13 protein-coding genes and 1 pseudogene are annotated in these 17,947 nt (G+C 55.8%); 5 read left to right on the plus strand and 9 right to left on the minus strand.

Annotated elements, in window-relative coordinates; genetic code table 11:
• The first annotated feature begins 294 nt into the window (after window positions 1–294).
• The 3 genes from EOS_RS35645 (at window position 295) to EOS_RS43800 (ending at window position 3,726) form a co-directional block, all read left to right on the plus strand.
• Complete coding sequence (locus tag EOS_RS35645; RefSeq protein ID WP_152693235.1) at window positions 295–993, plus strand: hypothetical protein; 699 nt, start codon at window positions 295–297, stop codon at window positions 991–993.
• Between the two features lie 704 nt (window positions 994–1,697).
• Complete coding sequence (locus EOS_RS35650) at window positions 1,698–2,936, plus strand: hypothetical protein (RefSeq protein ID WP_047896918.1); 1,239 nt, start codon at window positions 1,698–1,700, stop codon at window positions 2,934–2,936.
• A gap of 379 nt (window positions 2,937–3,315) precedes the next feature.
• The gene (locus tag EOS_RS43800; RefSeq protein ID WP_152693236.1) at window positions 3,316–3,726 is read left to right on the plus strand and encodes a hypothetical protein; all 411 of its coding nucleotides are present in this window, start codon (window positions 3,316–3,318) and stop codon (window positions 3,724–3,726) included.
• Between the two features lie 9 nt (window positions 3,727–3,735).
• On the opposite strand, the gene EOS_RS43805 is transcribed toward EOS_RS43800, so the two are convergent.
• From EOS_RS43805 to EOS_RS35670, 3 genes are all read right to left on the minus strand, one after another.
• Entirely contained in the window at window positions 3,736–5,451 is a 1,716-nt protein-coding gene (locus EOS_RS43805; RefSeq protein ID WP_053064151.1) for a glycoside hydrolase family 5 protein, read from the minus strand.
• Window positions 5,452–5,580: 129 nt separating this feature from the next.
• A complete protein-coding gene (locus tag EOS_RS35665) occupies window positions 5,581–6,090 on the minus strand; it encodes a hypothetical protein (RefSeq protein ID WP_152693237.1) in 510 nt (169 codons plus the stop codon).
• Complete coding sequence (locus tag EOS_RS35670) at window positions 6,021–6,464, minus strand: hypothetical protein (protein ID WP_160312563.1); 444 nt, start codon at window positions 6,462–6,464, stop codon at window positions 6,021–6,023. The genes EOS_RS35665 and EOS_RS35670 overlap by 70 nt, the downstream gene beginning before the upstream one ends.
• A 627-nt stretch (window positions 6,465–7,091) precedes the next feature.
• Here EOS_RS35670 and EOS_RS35675 point away from each other — a divergent pair.
• Together EOS_RS35675 and EOS_RS35680 are read left to right on the plus strand one after the other, a co-directional pair.
• Window positions 7,092–7,517: a DUF3331 domain-containing protein gene (locus EOS_RS35675; RefSeq protein ID WP_047896921.1), complete on the plus strand. Its 426-nt coding sequence runs from the start codon at window positions 7,092–7,094 to the stop codon at window positions 7,515–7,517.
• Between the two features lie 366 nt (window positions 7,518–7,883).
• A complete protein-coding gene (locus EOS_RS35680; RefSeq protein ID WP_047896922.1) occupies window positions 7,884–10,010 on the plus strand; it encodes a hypothetical protein in 2,127 nt (708 codons plus the stop codon).
• A gap of 206 nt (window positions 10,011–10,216) precedes the next feature.
• On the opposite strand, the gene EOS_RS35685 is transcribed toward EOS_RS35680, so the two are convergent.
• The 6 genes and pseudogenes from EOS_RS35685 to EOS_RS49050 form a co-directional block, all read right to left on the minus strand.
• Window positions 10,217–10,798 carry a GNAT family N-acetyltransferase gene (locus EOS_RS35685; protein ID WP_047896923.1) on the minus strand — a complete coding sequence of 194 codons (582 nt, stop codon included), beginning with the start codon at window positions 10,796–10,798 and terminating at the stop codon, window positions 10,217–10,219.
• Window positions 10,799–10,926: 128 nt separating this feature from the next.
• The gene (locus EOS_RS35690; protein WP_047896924.1) at window positions 10,927–12,066 is read right to left on the minus strand and encodes a hypothetical protein; all 1,140 of its coding nucleotides are present in this window, start codon (window positions 12,064–12,066) and stop codon (window positions 10,927–10,929) included.
• Window positions 12,067–12,516: 450 nt separating this feature from the next.
• On the minus strand, window positions 12,517–14,001 hold the full coding sequence (locus EOS_RS35700) for a hypothetical protein (protein ID WP_152693238.1): 1,485 nt from the start codon (window positions 13,999–14,001) through the stop codon (window positions 12,517–12,519).
• Window positions 14,002–14,506: 505 nt separating this feature from the next.
• Window positions 14,507–15,292, minus strand: coding sequence for a response regulator (locus tag EOS_RS35710; RefSeq protein ID WP_082163638.1), 786 nt, complete (start codon window positions 15,290–15,292; stop codon window positions 14,507–14,509).
• 756 nt (window positions 15,293–16,048) lie between these two features.
• On the minus strand, window positions 16,049–17,224 hold the full coding sequence (locus EOS_RS35715) for a sigma-54 interaction domain-containing protein (protein WP_326972968.1): 1,176 nt from the start codon (window positions 17,222–17,224) through the stop codon (window positions 16,049–16,051).
• Window positions 17,225–17,704 (minus strand): annotated as a pseudogene (locus EOS_RS49050) (GAF domain-containing protein); the annotation flags it as partial.
• Window positions 17,705–17,947 lie beyond the last annotated feature (243 nt).

Raw genomic sequence — 17,947 nt, forward strand, 5'->3', positions numbered from 1 at the left:
TTTTTTGGTGAAGTTCCGGTATTAATGCGTTTTCATTCTGGTAGCCTACACTACAAGGAGTGCGAAATTTATATTCGATCGACATCAACTAGCCTCGCCATATCTCCTGTAGAGATTTTCAGCCAGCAACCCAGTTCGTTAGACACGAACCAGAAGGGTTCTGGTTTCGATGGACGCATTAGGGCTGCGACGGCAGCGCAGCAGCATCCCGCGTTACTGCGTCTCCTATACGGGTTGCCGGGCCCCGTGGTTCGAGAGCACTTCGTCCGCAGCATCCCGGATATGCGAAATCTGATGAAATCTCATCGTGGATTCTATGTCTTTTTCTACAATAACTATTTTCTAAAGTCTTTAGGGAACATAGCGTATGTCAACCGAGCCATAAATTTTGACCTTAAACTTCCCGACGGTATTGAGAAAAGAATCTCTCCTGTAAAGATATTGGAGCTTGCTTGCGGCTATGTAAACGGAAAATGTCCGTCGTCCAGATTTTTTGGGGCATTGAAACTACTAGAAAAGCCGGTTAAAGAAAGGAAGATAGAGGATTTGAATTCACTGGGTTTAAAGTTGGTGAAACCAATTGATAATCTTGGAGATTTTATAGTTATTGGTCTAATGAATGGTCTGATCCTTCCGGGCGATATTGCTGGGCGTGATACCCGAAGCATAATTCCCGAACTTGTTAGAGAAATTCACCCGAAACAGGAATCTGGTATTCTCCCCGAGGATTGGGCCCGCGTTGGTCGCGCCAGTCCAAAATTGAGTAATTCCGTGAATTCTCTACACAAAATAATGTGGACCGACTATTCGGACAGTATTCACTATCTCTTCGCCATTGTTTTGGCCCGTCTCAGGAATAGGCCCGTGGAACCACTAATGAGCTATGGAAGTATGGCGGAAGCCGACAAAGCCGTCCGTTACTGGTTTGGTATTGAAGCCCCTCCGGGGGGCGATCACAACACCAAGAAATGGGGGAAGTGCACTCTGTTTTAACGATCCCGCACGTCGCTCTCGTGACTTCAGCGGCCGAAGTGGGCAACGGCGGCCGCTGAAATCCAGTGCACGCGAGAAGTTCCAACTAGCCCAGGTGAAAATAGGCGGTCTGGTGGAGTTGTTTCGTATAGCTAAAAATGTCTTAACGAGCCGACAGCACGGCATTCCACACAGCAGGCAGCGGTATCTTTGGGGCTTAACTTCACAAGGTTGAATTGATCTTGCGAATGTGATGTCTCAACTCAATGCCTGCCAGAGTGATCGCGGCGTTCCTGCAGTGTTTGGAGTCGAGCGACGTTCGTTCTGGACTTGGTCGATGACTCGTGAGTCTGTTCGTGAAAGGCCTTGACAACTTTCTGCTCATAGAAGGGCACTTGTGCGAATGCACAGTGGGCCCGAACTCCTTCGCGAGTTCCTCGGGCTTGCGCCCGGCTCGCACCAGATCGACCATCTGTGCCCGGAATTGCTCCGGGTACGGGGTGCGGTGTCTCTGCATGATGGACACCTCCTTCTCTTCCAAAGAATAGATGCCCACGAGACCGGGTCAACTCCGCAGTGAGCTGCCACACGTCGTGTTTGCACAGGAAGTTCTTTCTAGCGGAGTGCTTTTCCTGATCAAAGTCCCGCTTTCCGAAAGACAGCCGATCCATCTCAGGGAAATATTGCAACCATCGACACAACCTCCAAATAGGGAGACTAGGGCAATGGCCGGTATTTTATTTGCAACAGCAGCGCAACTCACGACGGCTCTTCAGAACGAACAGGCGTCTAAACTCGCGCAGGGAGGGTCGTTCAACTACAAAGGGCTGTCGGTCCGCATAAGCGCGATTCGGAACAGTCGAACTGAAGAGCCATCGCGGTACTCCAATATCGGTATCCATGCAGAGATGGGGACACTGACAAAGTTCTTGGAGCTTCTACTACAAACCTTTCTCAAGCGGACGCCTCGTAGCGAGGAAAAGCTGACTGAATTTCGATCGACGATTCACGAATGGTCGAAAGGAGGAGTGCTCGAAAACGTCGACAATCTATGCGAGGCGCTTCAACACGTTTCCGATGAGAATCCAATGCCTGATAAAACTCGAACGACATGCGAACAAAAAGTCAGTCAGTTAAAAGGTTCGCTCGCGCTTTATCTCGCCACCTACTCTCTCGACCAGCCCACAGAGTCACGACATGCAAGCACGCGGACGGAGGTGTTCCGTGCGTTATCCACGCTGGCTGGCGGCGTTCCCACCAGCACCCGTGACCAACTAGGCAAATTGAGCTTCGCTGCGCAGATGTTGATCAGTTATTGCGATAATAAAGACCCTTCACCGATGGAAAGTATCGATGCGTTGAGTGTTGCGGCTACGGCCCATCTTCTGGCAATTTCCAACGCAGTAGATAGGCCGTCAAAGATGCTCGAAGAAAATAAGCACGATAAAAATAGGTCGTTCGAAGGCTGTATGGGCGAGATGGAGAGCATATTCAATCGGTTGGAGCAGGTAGCTGCGCGAATCGATGCCTGCGCAACCATGCTCAAGGAGGACGGCGAGGATACAGGATCAAACGAGCTGGAAACAGAGAATCCTTCGGCTCGAGAGCGCGCCGATGAATTGCAACGCCAATTCGCCGGCCAAAATGAGAAAGCTAAGTTCGACATGATGGGAGTGTGCCTCCTCGAAATGCAGAATGCAGCCAAGGAGGTCGATGAAGCAATCGTCGTCTTTGCTAAACTTCACAAGACGTCCACGTACCTCGATAGGTTCAAGGAATCTTGCTCGGCGCGCGTGGAGAGAGCCTCCCAGTTTTTCGATCTATGTGCCGCGACCTTGGATAATTCCGAGGAGCTAGAAGCGAGCCAGCAGGAAAAAACCCGGATGTACACCTCATATATCAAGAAGATCATCGCGGTCACTCCACATATCATCCCGAGCGAAAAAGACACAGCCCCAAACTAAGAAGGGCATTGAGCGAACGCAAAGGGCCGGGTCCATTCCTCCAGGGGCAATCGCATTAAGCATGTCCTGAGCCAGGCGATGGAACCGGTTAGTCTCGTGATCGTTGACGCCACCGGACTGTAGGTCTACGGCAAAGACGAATGGCATCAGGAGAAACACGGCGTTGCGGCTCGCCGGACCTGGCGCGAGCGCCATCTTGCGGTCGACGAACATCATCAAATTGTGGCTTGCGAACGCATCACGCCAGACGTCGGTGATCCGACCGCGGTGCCGGTCTGCTCACCCAAATGGCCGTGCCCTTCGAGACATTCATGGGCGACGGCGCATACAGTGGCGAACCGGTTTCCAAGCTGTTCTGAACCATCAATCCAACGCTCAGGTGGTCGTTCCACCCCACAAGACGGCCGTTTGTTCCGCCGCTTGCGATACGCAGCGAGACCACCATATCCAGGTCATTGTGCAACAGGGGCGCCGCGCCTGGCAGAAGATCACAGGCTACAACCTGCACAACTATGCAGAGCTGACCGTACAACGCTACAAGCGCATTTTTGGCAATACGATGAAGGCCCGAGCGCTGCCACAGCAAAAGACCGGGGCATGGTTCAGTGTGTCTGCACTGAGCAGAATGACACATCTCGGTATGCCGGTGTCCGTGAAAGTCTGGAACGTCGCGCAAACCGGGGCCCGTTGCCAGTTTTTCTTTTTTCAACAACGCCGTGATACAGCGATCTCGATTTCTTCGTCGCGTTCTCTAACGCCACGGATCATTCAATCTGACAATGCCATGTGAGCCGATCAGCTATCTACTCGCCGGCAGGTTCAGGTTCGGTTGAAAGCCGAGCGATATGGTGACCGTTTCCCCTTGTCCCAGCGGACCGAAATAGGTGCTCAGCCCCTTGCTGTTGGCTCCACCCGCCCAACCTGTCCAGCCGAGGTATTGCTCCTGCGGCAACGCGCTCAAGAACGCGTTGATGTCGGCGGCGCAAGTCCCCGTATTGGGGCCTCCCAACTCGGTGACGATAGCCTTCAGCCGAAACTGGTTCAGGTAGCCGTTCAGGCCGGAAATATCGGGGCGATAGTTCGCGACGCAATCCGGCTGCGTACCGGAGTTGTCCGCGTCGAAATACTGATGAACATTGATGGCGAAATTGTTCCCGGGATCATGAATCGCATCGGGCGTAAAGGCCTGCGCGTTGGCCATCGGCGGAACATCGGTGTCCGTGGAAGGGTTCGTCCAGCTATACGCCCCCGACCAGCCGTTTCCTTCAAGCAGTATCAGGTTTTTCGCACCCGCGTCGCGAATCGTCTGGATCGCCGCGTTGTAGTTGTCCACAATGGTCCGCGTCGACATCTCGTGCGGTTCGTTCATCAGGTCGAAAACAACCTGAGGCTGGTTCCTGAACTGCGCGGCGATCGCGCTCCATGCGGCGGCGTACTGGGTGGCTGTCGGGGCGCCCGGTACATTGCTGCCGATGATCGTGTTGTCGGCGCCGTAGCGCATATAGTTATGCATATCGACAATCACCGTCATGCCCTTGCCCAGATAGCGATTGACCAGATCTGCATAAGCCTTGCCTTTCGGACTCCGGAAATCGACGGGAATGCTCGGGTCGTTCGCCCGGTCGCCGGGATTGCTGGAGGACGACTGCAGATATTCCCATTTGAACGGCAGGCGTATCGTGTTCATCCCGCGCTCGGCATAATAAGCGCCGTCGGCGATCGACGGCAATTGAAACGCGTAGTCATATTCGGCGCCGGCCAGGTTGACGCCGCGATAGGGAAGCGTGCTGTATTGGATCGGAGAAGCGGGATAGCTGGATGCCGGCGTACTGGCGGAAAAAGTCAGGCTGAGAGGCTTGCCTGCCTGGTATGGGCTCAACGTCGCGCTCCCTCCTTCGACGCCATTTAACGTGGTGCTGGCCGGCGTGAATTTGACGCCAACGTGGCCGATGTAAGCCACACACTTTGGTGTTGGACCGCCATAGTTGACGCCATCGCACACGTCGTAGTCCAGCTGCATCCACGACCGGTCACTGCCGAGCGTCACCCACTGTGCTCCGTTGTCGGGATTCAGCGCGGGATAACAGCTTTGGTCCGACGTGCCGGTGCCGCAATAGGCGTCGGCGGCGCCTTGGTGCCCGGTCAGCAATAGCGTGAGGCGGTTTGCATTCTGAACACCGAGCTGGCTGTAGGCGCTGGCCGACAGGACTTTCTTCGTGCTGGCCTTAGAATCGGCGGACTCCGTCGTCGGGGCGACGCTGCCGCCGCAGGCCGACAGCGCGCAGGCTAACAACGCAATACCAGGTAACGCAATGCCGGGCCGTTCTTGCTTCGGTCCGTGAAGGAAGACATTCCAGCAGTAACCCTTACTACCTTCGTGTGCGGCGACTTCAGAATTGCGAACGGTTTCGCCCTGTTGCGCGAAAGGTTCGAAAGCGGACCGGTCATGGTTCGCCTGCGTCGTATCCGGGCGCGGGGAAGTATTGCTTCGCAGAAGGTTTTCTGTTCCAAACATCGACTCTCCAGATTTCTTTTCGACAGCGGTATTTAGCCAATGCGAGCGCGACGTCGTTACGAGAGCAAGGTCTGGCGGAATGAGCGCCGCGCAGGCATCGCAACATATGCGCGCTGGGCGGCAAGCCGATTAGCCCAAACGCGGTCGTTTGGGCGCGGGATTCTGCGCACCTCCTTCTTCCACCACAATCGTGTCCAGATCGGTGTCCCGGATCGTGTCCAGCTCCGTACCCCAGACAATGTCGCGTGCGTCATCAACTTTCATGCCCAGATGGTCGGCCGTGAACTGGATAAAGCCATCCTGATCGAGGCGGCCGTCTGCCCTGAATGCGTTGACTTTTCCGACTTTCAAGGCATAGATCTCCACCGCCAGTGCTGTCGAATTGTCCGTGACGTAGCTGTTAATGGAGGAAATGGGGTGGTCGTATTCACTCAGAACCAGACCGGCAGTCTTGAGACGTTCGTTGGTGCATTCGTTTTCCAGACCGAAAGATGCCTTGAAACAGTGGGCGACATCCGCATCCGACACATCGCCTTTGACAAGGCCGTGGATCTCGCGCAATGCGATGGTCAGTGAGTCTTCTTCATCCGCATCTGATCCCGATGCTTCGTGAGTGGGACGTAAGCCTTCTTCCAGCACAATCGCGTCCAGATCGGTGTCCCGGATCGTGTCCAGCTCCGTGCCCAGACAATGTTGCGTGCGTCATCAACTTTCATACCCAGATGATCGGCCGTGAACTGGATAAAGCCATCCTGATCGAGGCGGCCGTCTGCCCTGAATGCGTTGACTTTTCCGACTTTCAAGGCATAGATCTCCACCGCCAGTGCCGTCGAATTGTCCGTGACGTAGCTGTTAATGGAGGAAATGGGGTGGTCGTATTCACTCAGAACCAGACCGGCAGTCTTGAGACGTTCGTTGGTGCATTCGTTTTCCAGACCAAAAGATGCCTTGAAACAGTGGGCGACATCCGCATCCGACACATCGCCTTTGACAAGGCCGTGAATCTCGCGCAATGCGATAGTCAGTGAGTCTTCTTCATCCGCTAGCGGACGCTTGCGCGAAACGTTCGTACACGGGTCAGACGCTTGTACGAAGGCGCTCCGGCTCGAACCCGCTGGTTGCGATGCGTACATATCTCATCTACCTCCGTTTTTCCATGAGTTCCATCGGCCCGGCGCCGCTGGCACATCCCGCTCACGGACAACCTTGAACCGGCGCGCCGTCCGCAGACCGGACGTAAATCACGGCGCCTTCGTTCGTCGCATGGACTGGATTGCAGGATGGGGCACAGGCCATCGTGTGAATGCAGTGTCTTCAGGAAGCGGACCACCGTCTTTCAAAAATGGGCCTCCTGTTCTGAAAACCGGTTCAGTCGCATATAAGCTGCGCACGCGACGTAGATGCTCACAAAGCAGGCTTTGCACGAATCGAAAACTGGTGGCGATTTTCTAAGGTCGAGGCCGGATCTCTGAAGTACTCTTCATGGATCAAGGCGTGTTCCTGTTCCTATAGGTGTGGTGTCCGATGTGTGCCCCTGATTCGACCGCATCGAGAGAGGGCTGCACCCGGGAAAATTATGCGAGTTGCCCTGCGGTTGATCGTTTTCTTAATGACGCTTTCCAACGAACGGAGCCGAAAACATGCTGGCGAAGCCCATCGCTAACGATCCCTGGTCGCAGGCCCTGGACCCGCTGACCGAGCTCTCAGGAGTAGCGTCGGAGAACTCACAGGATGCGACATATACGGCTGACAAATCCCGTCAGCCGATGGCCAGCGAACCGGTGACGGGCGCTCGCAACGGCGTCGTCGTCACCGTCATCGATCGTCCCGCACCGGGCACGGCGACGGTCGCATGGTGCGATCCAACATCATGCCGCTACGGTGACCAGGTCTGGCGAGTGAGCGTTGCCCGGGAGTCCGCGGTATGTGCGCTGAGCGGCAACACGATCAGCCCGGGTGATGCCGTTTATCGTCCGCGTGCCAGCAAACCTTTACCGATCAACGCGAGCGCAATGATTCTCGCGTCGCTTGTCGAGGCTGCGTGTTCGAAGCGAGACCGTACGTGACAAGTGCCGTACCTGCCGTGCAGCGGCAATGTATCAAGTTCGCTGGACTCATCTGGATGGATTCACTCCCCGGCATGCGTTCAATGCCGCATCAATTTCGATGCGGGCTTCCCGGTCAGGATTGGCTCAAATGCATTCGTAGATATGACCTCGAGCCCGGCCGCTAACGTCAACATTCCTTTCCGATCGACAACCTTTCCAGGACCCCGATCCCGTAGATCCGCCGCCGGGGTGTAAAACTCGACGACCATCTACCTTGGGTCTGGAAATCTCTATCCAGCTTTCAAAAAAAGCTTAGCAAGCAGCGAGTCAACGAAGTTGTTTCTCGCAAATAGTTAACGATTCTTATTTGATAAACAGGTGCCAATGCTAGCCATATCTTCCCTCCGCTCGGGTACGAAGAACGCAGAAGCGAAGTCGTTCAGCACGCCATTGACTAAGGAGGAATCAGACGTCCACGGAGGAAGTGCAGGTTTCATTGATCTGGATGAGGGTGTGCACGGCGCCAATGCGGCGGTGAAGGCCCTGTACTCCGCGATCCATGACGGTCCCGCGGACATGTGGGATACGCTTGCACGTGAGGGCAAGGAATTGAGCGCCAGCCCGGTTGCCTGGTCGCGCACGCAGGTGACTCCCTCTGGCGCTGCGGATGTTGCAGTTTCGATGGGTGTCTCGACGTTAGTGCTGCCGTTGGCGGCACTGGCTATCAAAGCTGGTTTCGACGAAATTGTAGAGAGCAACAGTCTGCGCCGCGTCCTGAAGCAAAAGCGCACAGCAATACAACAGACTCTCGAAGACCTTAAAATAATCTACGAAACAAACATTTCAGAGGCGGGAACGCCGGCATCGGCGCTTGCGCTGATTACCGCCAGGCGCTGCGCGGAGAAGCAGCGTCTGACTTCGGTCAAGGCAGCGATACGGCACAATAGGTATGACCTCGGCATCGGTGCCAGTTCACTGATATCGGGCGGCGTCATTTTCCTTAAAGCCCTGGAAGACATCGCGTTGCAATCGACCTTGGTCGGAATGGCGAAGGGTGTGAATCTCGCCGCAGTGGTGATTGGCAGTACGGCGTTGCAGGGCGTGACGGCGGTGGCCGGCATAACCGGGACCGTGGTTCTGGGGCCGGCGGCAGCCATTTCCGCAGTTTGCCTGGGCGCTTTTTTTTATGGTCAGGCGAGGGCAGTCAGAAAAGACATTCAAGCCGACCGCGGCCGCTTGATCCGGGATGAGGTGAGTGGCAATGACGTGAGCAAGGCCCACCTTGACTTCGTCACTCACAAACTCGTTCGGCGCGAAAAATTTGCCAAAAAATTCGAACGATGGAATCTCGGTTTTTTGACCGGTAGCTCTATCTACGCAATCAGTGTCACCGTCAAAGCGACGCTGTTTGTGACCGCAGCCGTTGGGCTGGGCATATTGGCTAGCAATCCGTATGTTCTTCCCATCGTGCTGGGCATCCTCATTGTCGGTTCAGTTGTGATGGTCGCTTCCTCCACGCAGTTTCTGGTGGCACACGGCAGGAGCAAGCGGCATCAAAGCTACACACGACAGGAAGTCCCTTTGGTCAGCCGTGAACTGGATGCACTACAGCATGCCATGCGTGAACGCAGTTCTGTCGCGACGGAATCCGGATCTGCAGCGGGCGGTGACGAGTTGACACTTGGATCCGCGTACTACCGGTTCGCCGGTCAACAGGATGTAACGAGGCAGACCCTTCTGGAAGAGATAGCCCGGGGCACAGGAAAGTTCTATGCGTGGGAAGCGCGCGCAACGGACGATGTCATGTACAAGGGGCGGGTTATCAACTCGAAGCAACGAATCAAGGACTGGTTTGCAAGGCTGTCAGCGGCCGCGGCTTACATTCAGGCGTGGTTCAAGAGGGAGGACGCTGGGGCGAGTGCGCGTGATCGCTATGGGCGCTCTGCGAATTGCCTGACGAGCGCAGCCGTGGAAGCATGGTTATCCATTGACGCTCCGGAAATACATGAAATGCAACGTCTGCGATTAACAGAAATTCTTCAAGCGGAGCACCAGTTTCTGAAGATAAAAAAACGAATATGCGACGAACTCGTTGGTAGCGATTTTGGTGATTCAGAAGCGGAGGGACTCGATGCGCAGCCCAATAAGGTGTTTGAAAACTTACGCTCGGAAATACAGACTGACAAGGAACGGCGAGTTTTTCTTAAGAAGCTGCTATTGGACGCTCAACCGACTGAAGGCGAAGACTTCGCACCGCAGAAGTTGCTCGACTTGAAACAAAGGTTCTTGCAGCTGCGCATGGACAATCAGGCGACGCAACCCGCAGACGATGATTTCGTGGGATTGAACCGGCAACTGGCTGAATATTTGACCGTCGGCATGTCTCTGGAACTGACGGCCACACGCGGTGTGCTGTTCGATATGCACAGGCAAGCGTTGCGTCTGCGCGAGGGGATACGCAGTTCGCCGCTTGATCTGCGAATTGTACAGAAGGAGGGGGGGCAGGAATAAAGCGGCCGGTCGTCCATGGACGACCGGACCACCGTCGAACCGGGGCGGGACCACAACGGGCAGACCTCCAAAAGGAGCTGTCCTTTGCGAACCTGCCGTTCGTTCCGTTTTGCCGAGCCCGCCTCTCCGTGCATTGACAGTAAGGACGGACTGCATCTTCGCGGAAACGGAACATCCATGCTAGCCATGTGCAACACTGAACTGACTCATAGGTGGAGCGTGGGCTCGCGGCGAAGTGATGGAGCGGTGGAGCGGAAATTTGAGACTTTGCTTTGTACATCGAATAGCGTCATCCACTCGATGTCCGCGTGACCGTCCGGCAGATTCACAGCGTTCGGCCAGCTTCCCACTCGGACGAAGCCGCATTTCCGGTAGCAGCGGATAGCCGGCGCATTCTGGCGCAACACGGCAAGGTCGACCCGGTCAACGTGGAACTGACGAGCGGCCAGTTCGACGGCCTTTGTCACGATTTCTTCGCCCGCGCCCTGTCCTCTCCGGCTTTTTTCTCCGACAAGGACACCCGAGATCCTGCCAGACAAGCTTGGCCAGATGTCCGAGATTTCCACGTGGCCAACCACCTCACCGCTGGCGTTGTCTACGGCTTTGTATATGCGCCGGAAAGGCGGCAGATTGTGACCGTCGTCGCGGTGATGTTGCGCGAGCTGCTTTTCGTCGAGCGGGTGTGTGAACAGAGACCCGCTCCACAGCGTGAGGGTGTCCGCATCCGCCATCCAGGTGATGAGACGTTGGTGATCCTTTGCCGAGAACAGTTGAAGTTTAATTGCCATGTTGTCCCTCGAAAGCAGGTCTGGATTAACGTTGGAAATCAGGAGTCGAGGTGAGGTCTGTCGTTCGCTGGCTAGCGTGTATCCGGAATGACGCCGGCATGAGGACGTACCTGATCGCTTCCGTTTGCTCAAAGGCCGTTATAAGATTCAGGGGTTGTGTCTACGTCGAGCCGTCCGGTCCAGGCGTGAGTGGCTGTCCTGTTATTGAATGGGATGGCGGCCGTGCGATATGCGGTGACGGCCCTGTGTTTTTCCAGCTTGATCGCCGCTAGCGCCCTGGAATTATCCTGTGTCGCGGCACATCGCTCGAAGAGCTGGGAGGCGATTGTCACGCGGAGGGAGGAGGATTCCTCACCGGGGTTGAACTTGGTTGCAGACATTATCGCAGCGACGCACATATCCATCAGAAGGGGCTGAGCAATTGTATTTACTTTAGCGAATTCACTTTTCAGTTCTCCGATCCAAAACTCAGCCAGGCTATGCTCAGTCTGCGGCGAGTTGAATACGGTATCCTCGATGTCCTCGTTGAGCAGGGATACGCAGGCTCGAATTCGCGTAGCCGACTGCGCTATCCGATTGAATATGCTTTCGATTTCCCCCAACCTGGCTTCATCCCACCCTTGGATATCGGCCATCGCGGACAGCTCTTCTTTCGCGTCGAGACTAGCCGATAGATAGGCGTGACCCGCAACACGCAGCGCTTCGATACTCTCCATCTGCGTAGGCTGTGTTTTCTTGCAATAGCTCAACAAGTCCTGGAAAACGGCCATCGATTTGTCTTGATCGTCCGCGCTGGCTGTAAGATAGTCGCCAGCCAGCGTGGATAGCGCGCGGAACGCTTCCTGCCGCGCCCCTGTATGTAGCAGCGCAGTGCTCTGCCCGAGAGAGGCGGTAGCGAAATAAAGTGCGACCGAATTTTTTAACTCGCTGATTTTTTCGTTTCGAGTTTCATCTGGAACCGCGGCCAGATCACCGGTGTTCTCGAGCAATCCTTTCGCCCATTCATGAACCGTCGATTTAAAGTCAGTCAGTTTTGCCTCGTTGGTATAACGGGGGAAAAAGCGTTGGAGAAACCGTTGCCACGCGGACGATTCTGTGTAGATACCTATGCCGGAGTCGGGCCCTGGCTTACCGGTTCGACTATCCGGCATCGCGGCTATCGTGATTGACACTCCCCTGAAGCTGAACGGCTTGCCGTTCGCTAGTCGCGCCATCCCGTCATTTTCAAGAGACGTCTTGAGTTCTGCTACCGAATTAATCTTGATCATGAGTGGATGCCCCTGCAAGGATGTTGTGCCGAGGGTTTCAGTGTTCCCCAATATGAATTGACTGTCTTTCGGAAAAGCGAGACTTTGTTCAGGAAAACCAGGTCGCTAAAAAACATACTGCTGAGACATGAGATGCGGCGGCTAGCGGGGAATGTGCTAGCCGCGAGTAACATCCTGCCGGCGAGCGAGGTGGAATTGGCGACGTTGTGCAAGCGGTATGACAACGTGAGTGCGAATAGCGGCAAACGCACCAGGACGCGCAACGTCTTGTCTGCGGCGCCTGAAATGGTCACGGTCATCAGGTGGCGAACGGAAAGCGCAGGGCGCGATTGGGAGCGTGGGTTTGAGTGACGGAATAATCGACGCGTTCAGCGAGCGCAGGAGGTCGGTGAACGCGTCAGGCGGTCGCGGGAGATCGCTCTCCACGATTGCGGGCTATTCGCCCTGTGCTCAGTCCCGTGCTGCGACTACACGCGCACTGACACCGTTAATTGCGGCCTCTTTTCGGTCGTCTAACTGCTTCATGTCTGAACTGCTCATTAAAGCGGAGTTACGCAGGAAGGCTAGAATTGTGCCGAGCAATGTCCGCGCGTTCGTTACCTCATTGACATCGAAAAACTCGCCTGGATGTTCGATCACAGCAATGCAAATCTCTATGGCATGGTGTGCTGCGATGACCGTCTTTTGATATGACGGCATCGTCAATTTTTCGTAAGCGCGAATTCCAGACTGGGCTGACCAGATTCTGTTTGCGAACGAATTGCTATGCGAAACAGTGTCGGGTTGCAGCTTGGGTATTACCCATCGCGTCTCATCGACAGCCCATTTTAGTTGCTTGTGTACCATAGGTTGCTGAGACGCTTTGCGATAAGCCTCAGCGAGATTTGCGACAGTCGAGCTAAAGTCGTCCGACTTACCGTGGCGCACATCTGTGTCTTGTTGTTGCATATTCATGCATGCTTTGAGGCGTTCAAAGGCCTTCTCGATATGCTCGCGCGCATGCTGCAATTCATCGCTAGAACGTCCAGCGTTGTCAAACTGAAGAAGGCTCCTTTTAACTATGGAAATTTGAGTCTCAATCACACCACGAAGCACGTCAAAGGTCTGTTTGTGCGACGGGCGCGCATTGTCCAGATACTCGAGGAGCCGATTTTGCCGCGTATGCGCCTCCTGTGTCTCGCTACTCAGAACTTTGGCGAGATCCACCGCTGTCAGTACCGAAGCTGAAGGGTCAAATGGCGTCAAAGCCAGGTCGTTGACAATGGCGAGCAGTGCTTCCATTCGCAGCTTTACTGCCGTGGATGCTTTCTTTCGCAGATGTGTGTCCGTCTGGTGCAGTTCACAGGAGCGTTTTAGCGCTTCGAATTTCGACTCGTAGATAAGACGTTTGGCATCGGCTTGCACGTTAGGGCGGCCCCCGAAACGTCGCCCGATAGGGGGGCGCTCATTTGAGGGTTGCGCGGATGACGGTGGATCCGCAAGCGCAGTGCGCAGCTCTTTCAGCGCCGTAAGCGGCGGAAGATCTAATGCCTGCCTTCGCTCCATCCAATTGTTGGACGCGGCTTGGACGCTATCCATAGTTATCTCGGCACTGCGAAAGCCGGCGCTGCGAAAATTGAGTACATCAGCGGCACAGTTAAGTCCATCGGCGAAAATCCACATGACGGCTGATATGAACCCGTCAGCGCGGCTAACTTTAAGCACTTCATGTGGCGACAGCTGAGTGTCGTGAGGCTGGAGATTGTCGACTGTTTTCAACCACTCAATTTTCATTGGCCAATGATTGACTTTGAAGGTCCCGCAGTTCGCAAGATCTCGCGCCTCTCCCCTTGAAAGCGCTTCCCGGTATGCATCTATCGATGGAAAATTGGTAACAAGGGTGGTCATGGTATTGGCTGGAGTTGAAATGGCATGCGGCACGATTGCCTCAATCAAGTATCCTTTCAATGTTGTTTCAATGTCTTTCGAAAATATTACTTACCTTTCCCAAAACATCCGGACTGTACCGTTTCCGCTGGTTTTCAACATTGCGTGGTCTGTCAAAGCTGCAGACTTGCAGGAACGTTCTGCGATTCCTATGGGAGTCGCATCTGTGCACCGTGACAGCGTGGACAACAAGTGCGGCCGGACGGCTACACGGTCAAGTTCGAACGGTGGCGAATGAGCAGGGCCGCAGGCACCCATTGAGCAATGCACCACGCTAAACGACGTGTGAGGACCGCTCTATATGAAGCCGGTCCCCACTTCGCGCTGCAGCAGTCGACACCCCGTCAGATTCGCACGCGAGCCGAAGCAACTCATCTTTCATGATGACTCAGGCACGCTGAAAGTCGACGGCGAGACGGGACTAATGCGAACTCAGTTTTTACGGGTCGCCTATCCGTTTGCGGTGTGCGCGGGCCACGGCCCCCGATCCGCCGGCATTTGCCTGTTCAAGGCGTCAGAAAGCCGTCAACCCAAGGCGGCACGCCCATTGCACCAGCTCGGCAACGTTGTGTGCATCGAGTTTTTGCATCATGTTCAGCCGGTGCGTTTCCACTGTTTTCTGGCTGATTGTCAAACGCTCGGCGATGTCGCGGTTGCGGCCGCCTTCCGCAATCAGTTTCAGGATCTGCCGTTCGCGGGACGTCAGCGCCGCAGGTAGTCTGGATGACTCATCTTTCGGTGAGTCGTGACGCAATGCGTTGATCTGGGAAGTATTTAACGTCGAGTCGATATAAGGAAGGCCGGCGCGCACGGCATGGAGTGCGTCGAGCACGCTTATCAGCCGGCTGCGCTTCAGGACATAGCCGTGTGCTCCGGCATTGAATGCTTCGGCGGCCCGGCTTTCGGACAGCGTGCCCGTCAGGACGAGAATATGTATCTCGGGCCAACGGCGCCGTATCATCCTGACCGCCTCGATCCCGTCGAGAGAGGGCAGGTCGAGATCGGTCAGCACGATGTCAGGCTGTGTGCTGCGGCACATCGCGAGTGCTGAGTGGCCGCAATCCGCCTCCCCAACGATATCGATGCTTGGGTCTTCCTTGAGAAGAAGGCGCAGCCCCTCGCGGAAAACGGCATGGTTATCGACAATCAAAAGTCGGCTGACGCGTTTCCGGGCAGCGTCGTTGGACGCGCGGTCCACCGGATGTAGTGCCTGCAACGCCCAGTCGGTGCTTAGAGCAGCTTTCTTCGTTTCAGTCCCTGTGGCGATCTCAAAGCTATACGCGGACTGGGGGGCGGACATGATTAACTCTCCTGTGCAATACAGTACCAACTCGGTGTTGACTGACGCACGTGCGTGCGAAAGTCGCGATAAGCGAATTCTTGATGCTGCCGCCGTCTGGAAAGCGAATGGCATGCTTCGGCTATCGCGCGTGTTTGCGGGCGATTCCGGAAGGCAACAATGTGCTCAGAAACTGCAGAGCCCTGGATCTTGAAAAATCGTCAGGAAGCAGGGTGGATCAGCACGTGCGGCATGGCCGTGTGCGTCCCGATCCTGAGCGGACGCTTGGGAAGACGTTGATGCGATCGCGAGTTGGACTTCCCCGGGAGAGTGGATACGAAGATCCGTATGGGCGTGTGCCGCCCTATAGTTAGATATCCTTGCATTTATGCCCCATTGTTGTGGGAAACGCTGGCCAACCCGGTGGTCTATGCCGGGTTAAATCCGCAATCCTGTTCCACGATAAATACTGCGAGCCACCGTGCCGCGTGGGTGTTCAATTCAGGTGGCCCACATCGGAGGGGGACTGGGTCACACGCCCAGCTCTTGAGATCCGTCGTGTGTTGAAGAGCGCCATGCCACTTCTGTTGCCAGTGTTGAAATAACGCAAGAGCTATACCAGGACCCTGCGCGAATATTGTTCAATGTTCGCCCGGCCATGAGGTGCAACGCACGGACAAACTTGCGATGGTCGCGAACGGCGGCGACTGGCAGCGTTTTGTCATTTCAGATAGTCCGGTTTGTCGACATTGTCTACATTGTGTTGCTGTTGCAAGCTCATGACGAAGGAGGGAGCGCTGCGGCGGGCGCTTCATCGGTCGAGTCGAGTTCGTACTTTTCCCAGCGGTAAGCAAACTGGCGAGTCGTAAGCCCGAGCAATTGGGCCGCCCGTGATTTGTTGCCGCCGCTCTGCGCGACGGCCTGCCGCAACTCGCCTGGAGAGTGAGAGCGGGCGTCACTGTAAGGACGGACGGCGCCGGTCGCGCAAGCAGCAGCGAGGGCCGCGAGAGCGGAGGGGTCGGAGTGCCCCTCCGCTTCGCTGGCGGTCGGGCTTTCCTCAGCGGGCAGAAAGCGGCCGATATCATCCGAATCCACAATGGGTTCGTCGGCCAGTAGCACGATCCGCTTGATCACATTCTCAAGTTCGCGGATATTGCCTGGCCACGGCTGTTGCTGCAGACGACGGATTGCATCCGCGCCGAGATTCACATTGCGCTGGTGAGCCTGATTCGTCTGGTTCAGAAAGTGGAGAGCGAGCACGGGAATGTCTTCACGGCGTTCCGCCAGAGAGGGAAGACGAATCGGAATGACGTTGATCCGGTAGTACAGATCCTGACGAAACAGGCCGTTTTTCACATCGAGTTTCAGGTCTCGGTTCGTCGCGGCAACAAGCCGAACGTCGACCTGGATTTCCTGTTTTCCGCCCAGTCGCGAGATCGTTCCTTCCTGCAGCGCGCGCAACAGCTTGGTCTGCATGTTGCGCGGCAGTTCACCGATCTCGTCGAGAAAGAGAGTGCCGGTGTCGGCCTGCTCAAACCACCCGGCGCGCCTGCCTGTCGCGCTAGTGAACGCGCCGCGCTCGTGGCCGAACAACTCGGCCTCAAAAAGAGATTCGGGAATCGCCGCGCAGTTGAGCTTGATAAACGGCTTGTCGCGCCGTGGGCTGGCGAGGTGCAGCGCGCGGGCGAACAGCTCCTTGCCGGTTCCGGATTCGCCGAGCAGCAGCACGCTCGCGGACGTGTCGGAGACACGCTCGAGCTGCGACATCGCATGTAGCACGGCGGGTGATGTACCGACGATGCCATAGCGGGCGATGTCGGTTTCTATGGCCCGCTCGAGCATCGCATTTTCCCGCTCGAGTGCCCACGTTTTCTGCCGAAGTCCTGCATGTAAATCCAGCAACTGGCCGGTCAACGTCGCGAGAATGCGCAGCAGCATCAGGTCGTCGGCCAACGCGCGATTGTGTCCCCGGATACGATGGCAGGCAAGTGCGCCGATAGTATGTTGACCGCTCTTGATCGGGAGCGCGATGAACGTGACGGGACCCTCCGGCAACCTTGAGCGCTCGACTGCGCGTGCGAGGAAGCTGGATTGATTATCGATATCCTGCTCGACCAGCAGTTGCCCGGTTGCAATGACCTTGCCGGTGATTCCCTCACCAAGCGCGTAACGGCCGCGTTCAACCTCTGCCGGCGTCAATCCGTGTGCGTAGCGAATGCAACAGGTGTTTCCGTGATCGTCGCGCAGGACGATCCGTCCGCGGGCGAGGCCAAGCAGTTCCGACATCAGGCGCAGCATTTCATGCAGCACCGCCTCGTGCGACGGACTCCGTCCAATAAGGCACATGACCTGCTGTAATAGCAGCATTTCGCGCTTATGCCAGTATGTCGGCGAGACATCGCTTCCAAACGCGTCGACAGCTTGCGAGTCCATCGGCACTCTTCTCCAACCCTTGCATTTCACGGAGACATTTGTCTCTATGGTCACGACGCAGCTTCCGTTGCCGGATCAGGGCTGCGTGCTCAAAAAGATGTCGCCTCGGCATGAGGTCTCCGACTTCAAGCGACCCGATGCGGCTGACGGCTGCGGCGCCAGTCGCGTGACGTCAGGCCGAAAGGACATGGAAGGACTCTAGCGTGGCTTCCGGGGCCAGAATTTGCCCGCTGTCTCAATTTT

Source organism: Caballeronia mineralivorans PML1(12) (assembly GCF_001028175.1).
Taxonomy (GTDB): domain Bacteria; phylum Pseudomonadota; class Gammaproteobacteria; order Burkholderiales; family Burkholderiaceae; genus Caballeronia; species Caballeronia mineralivorans.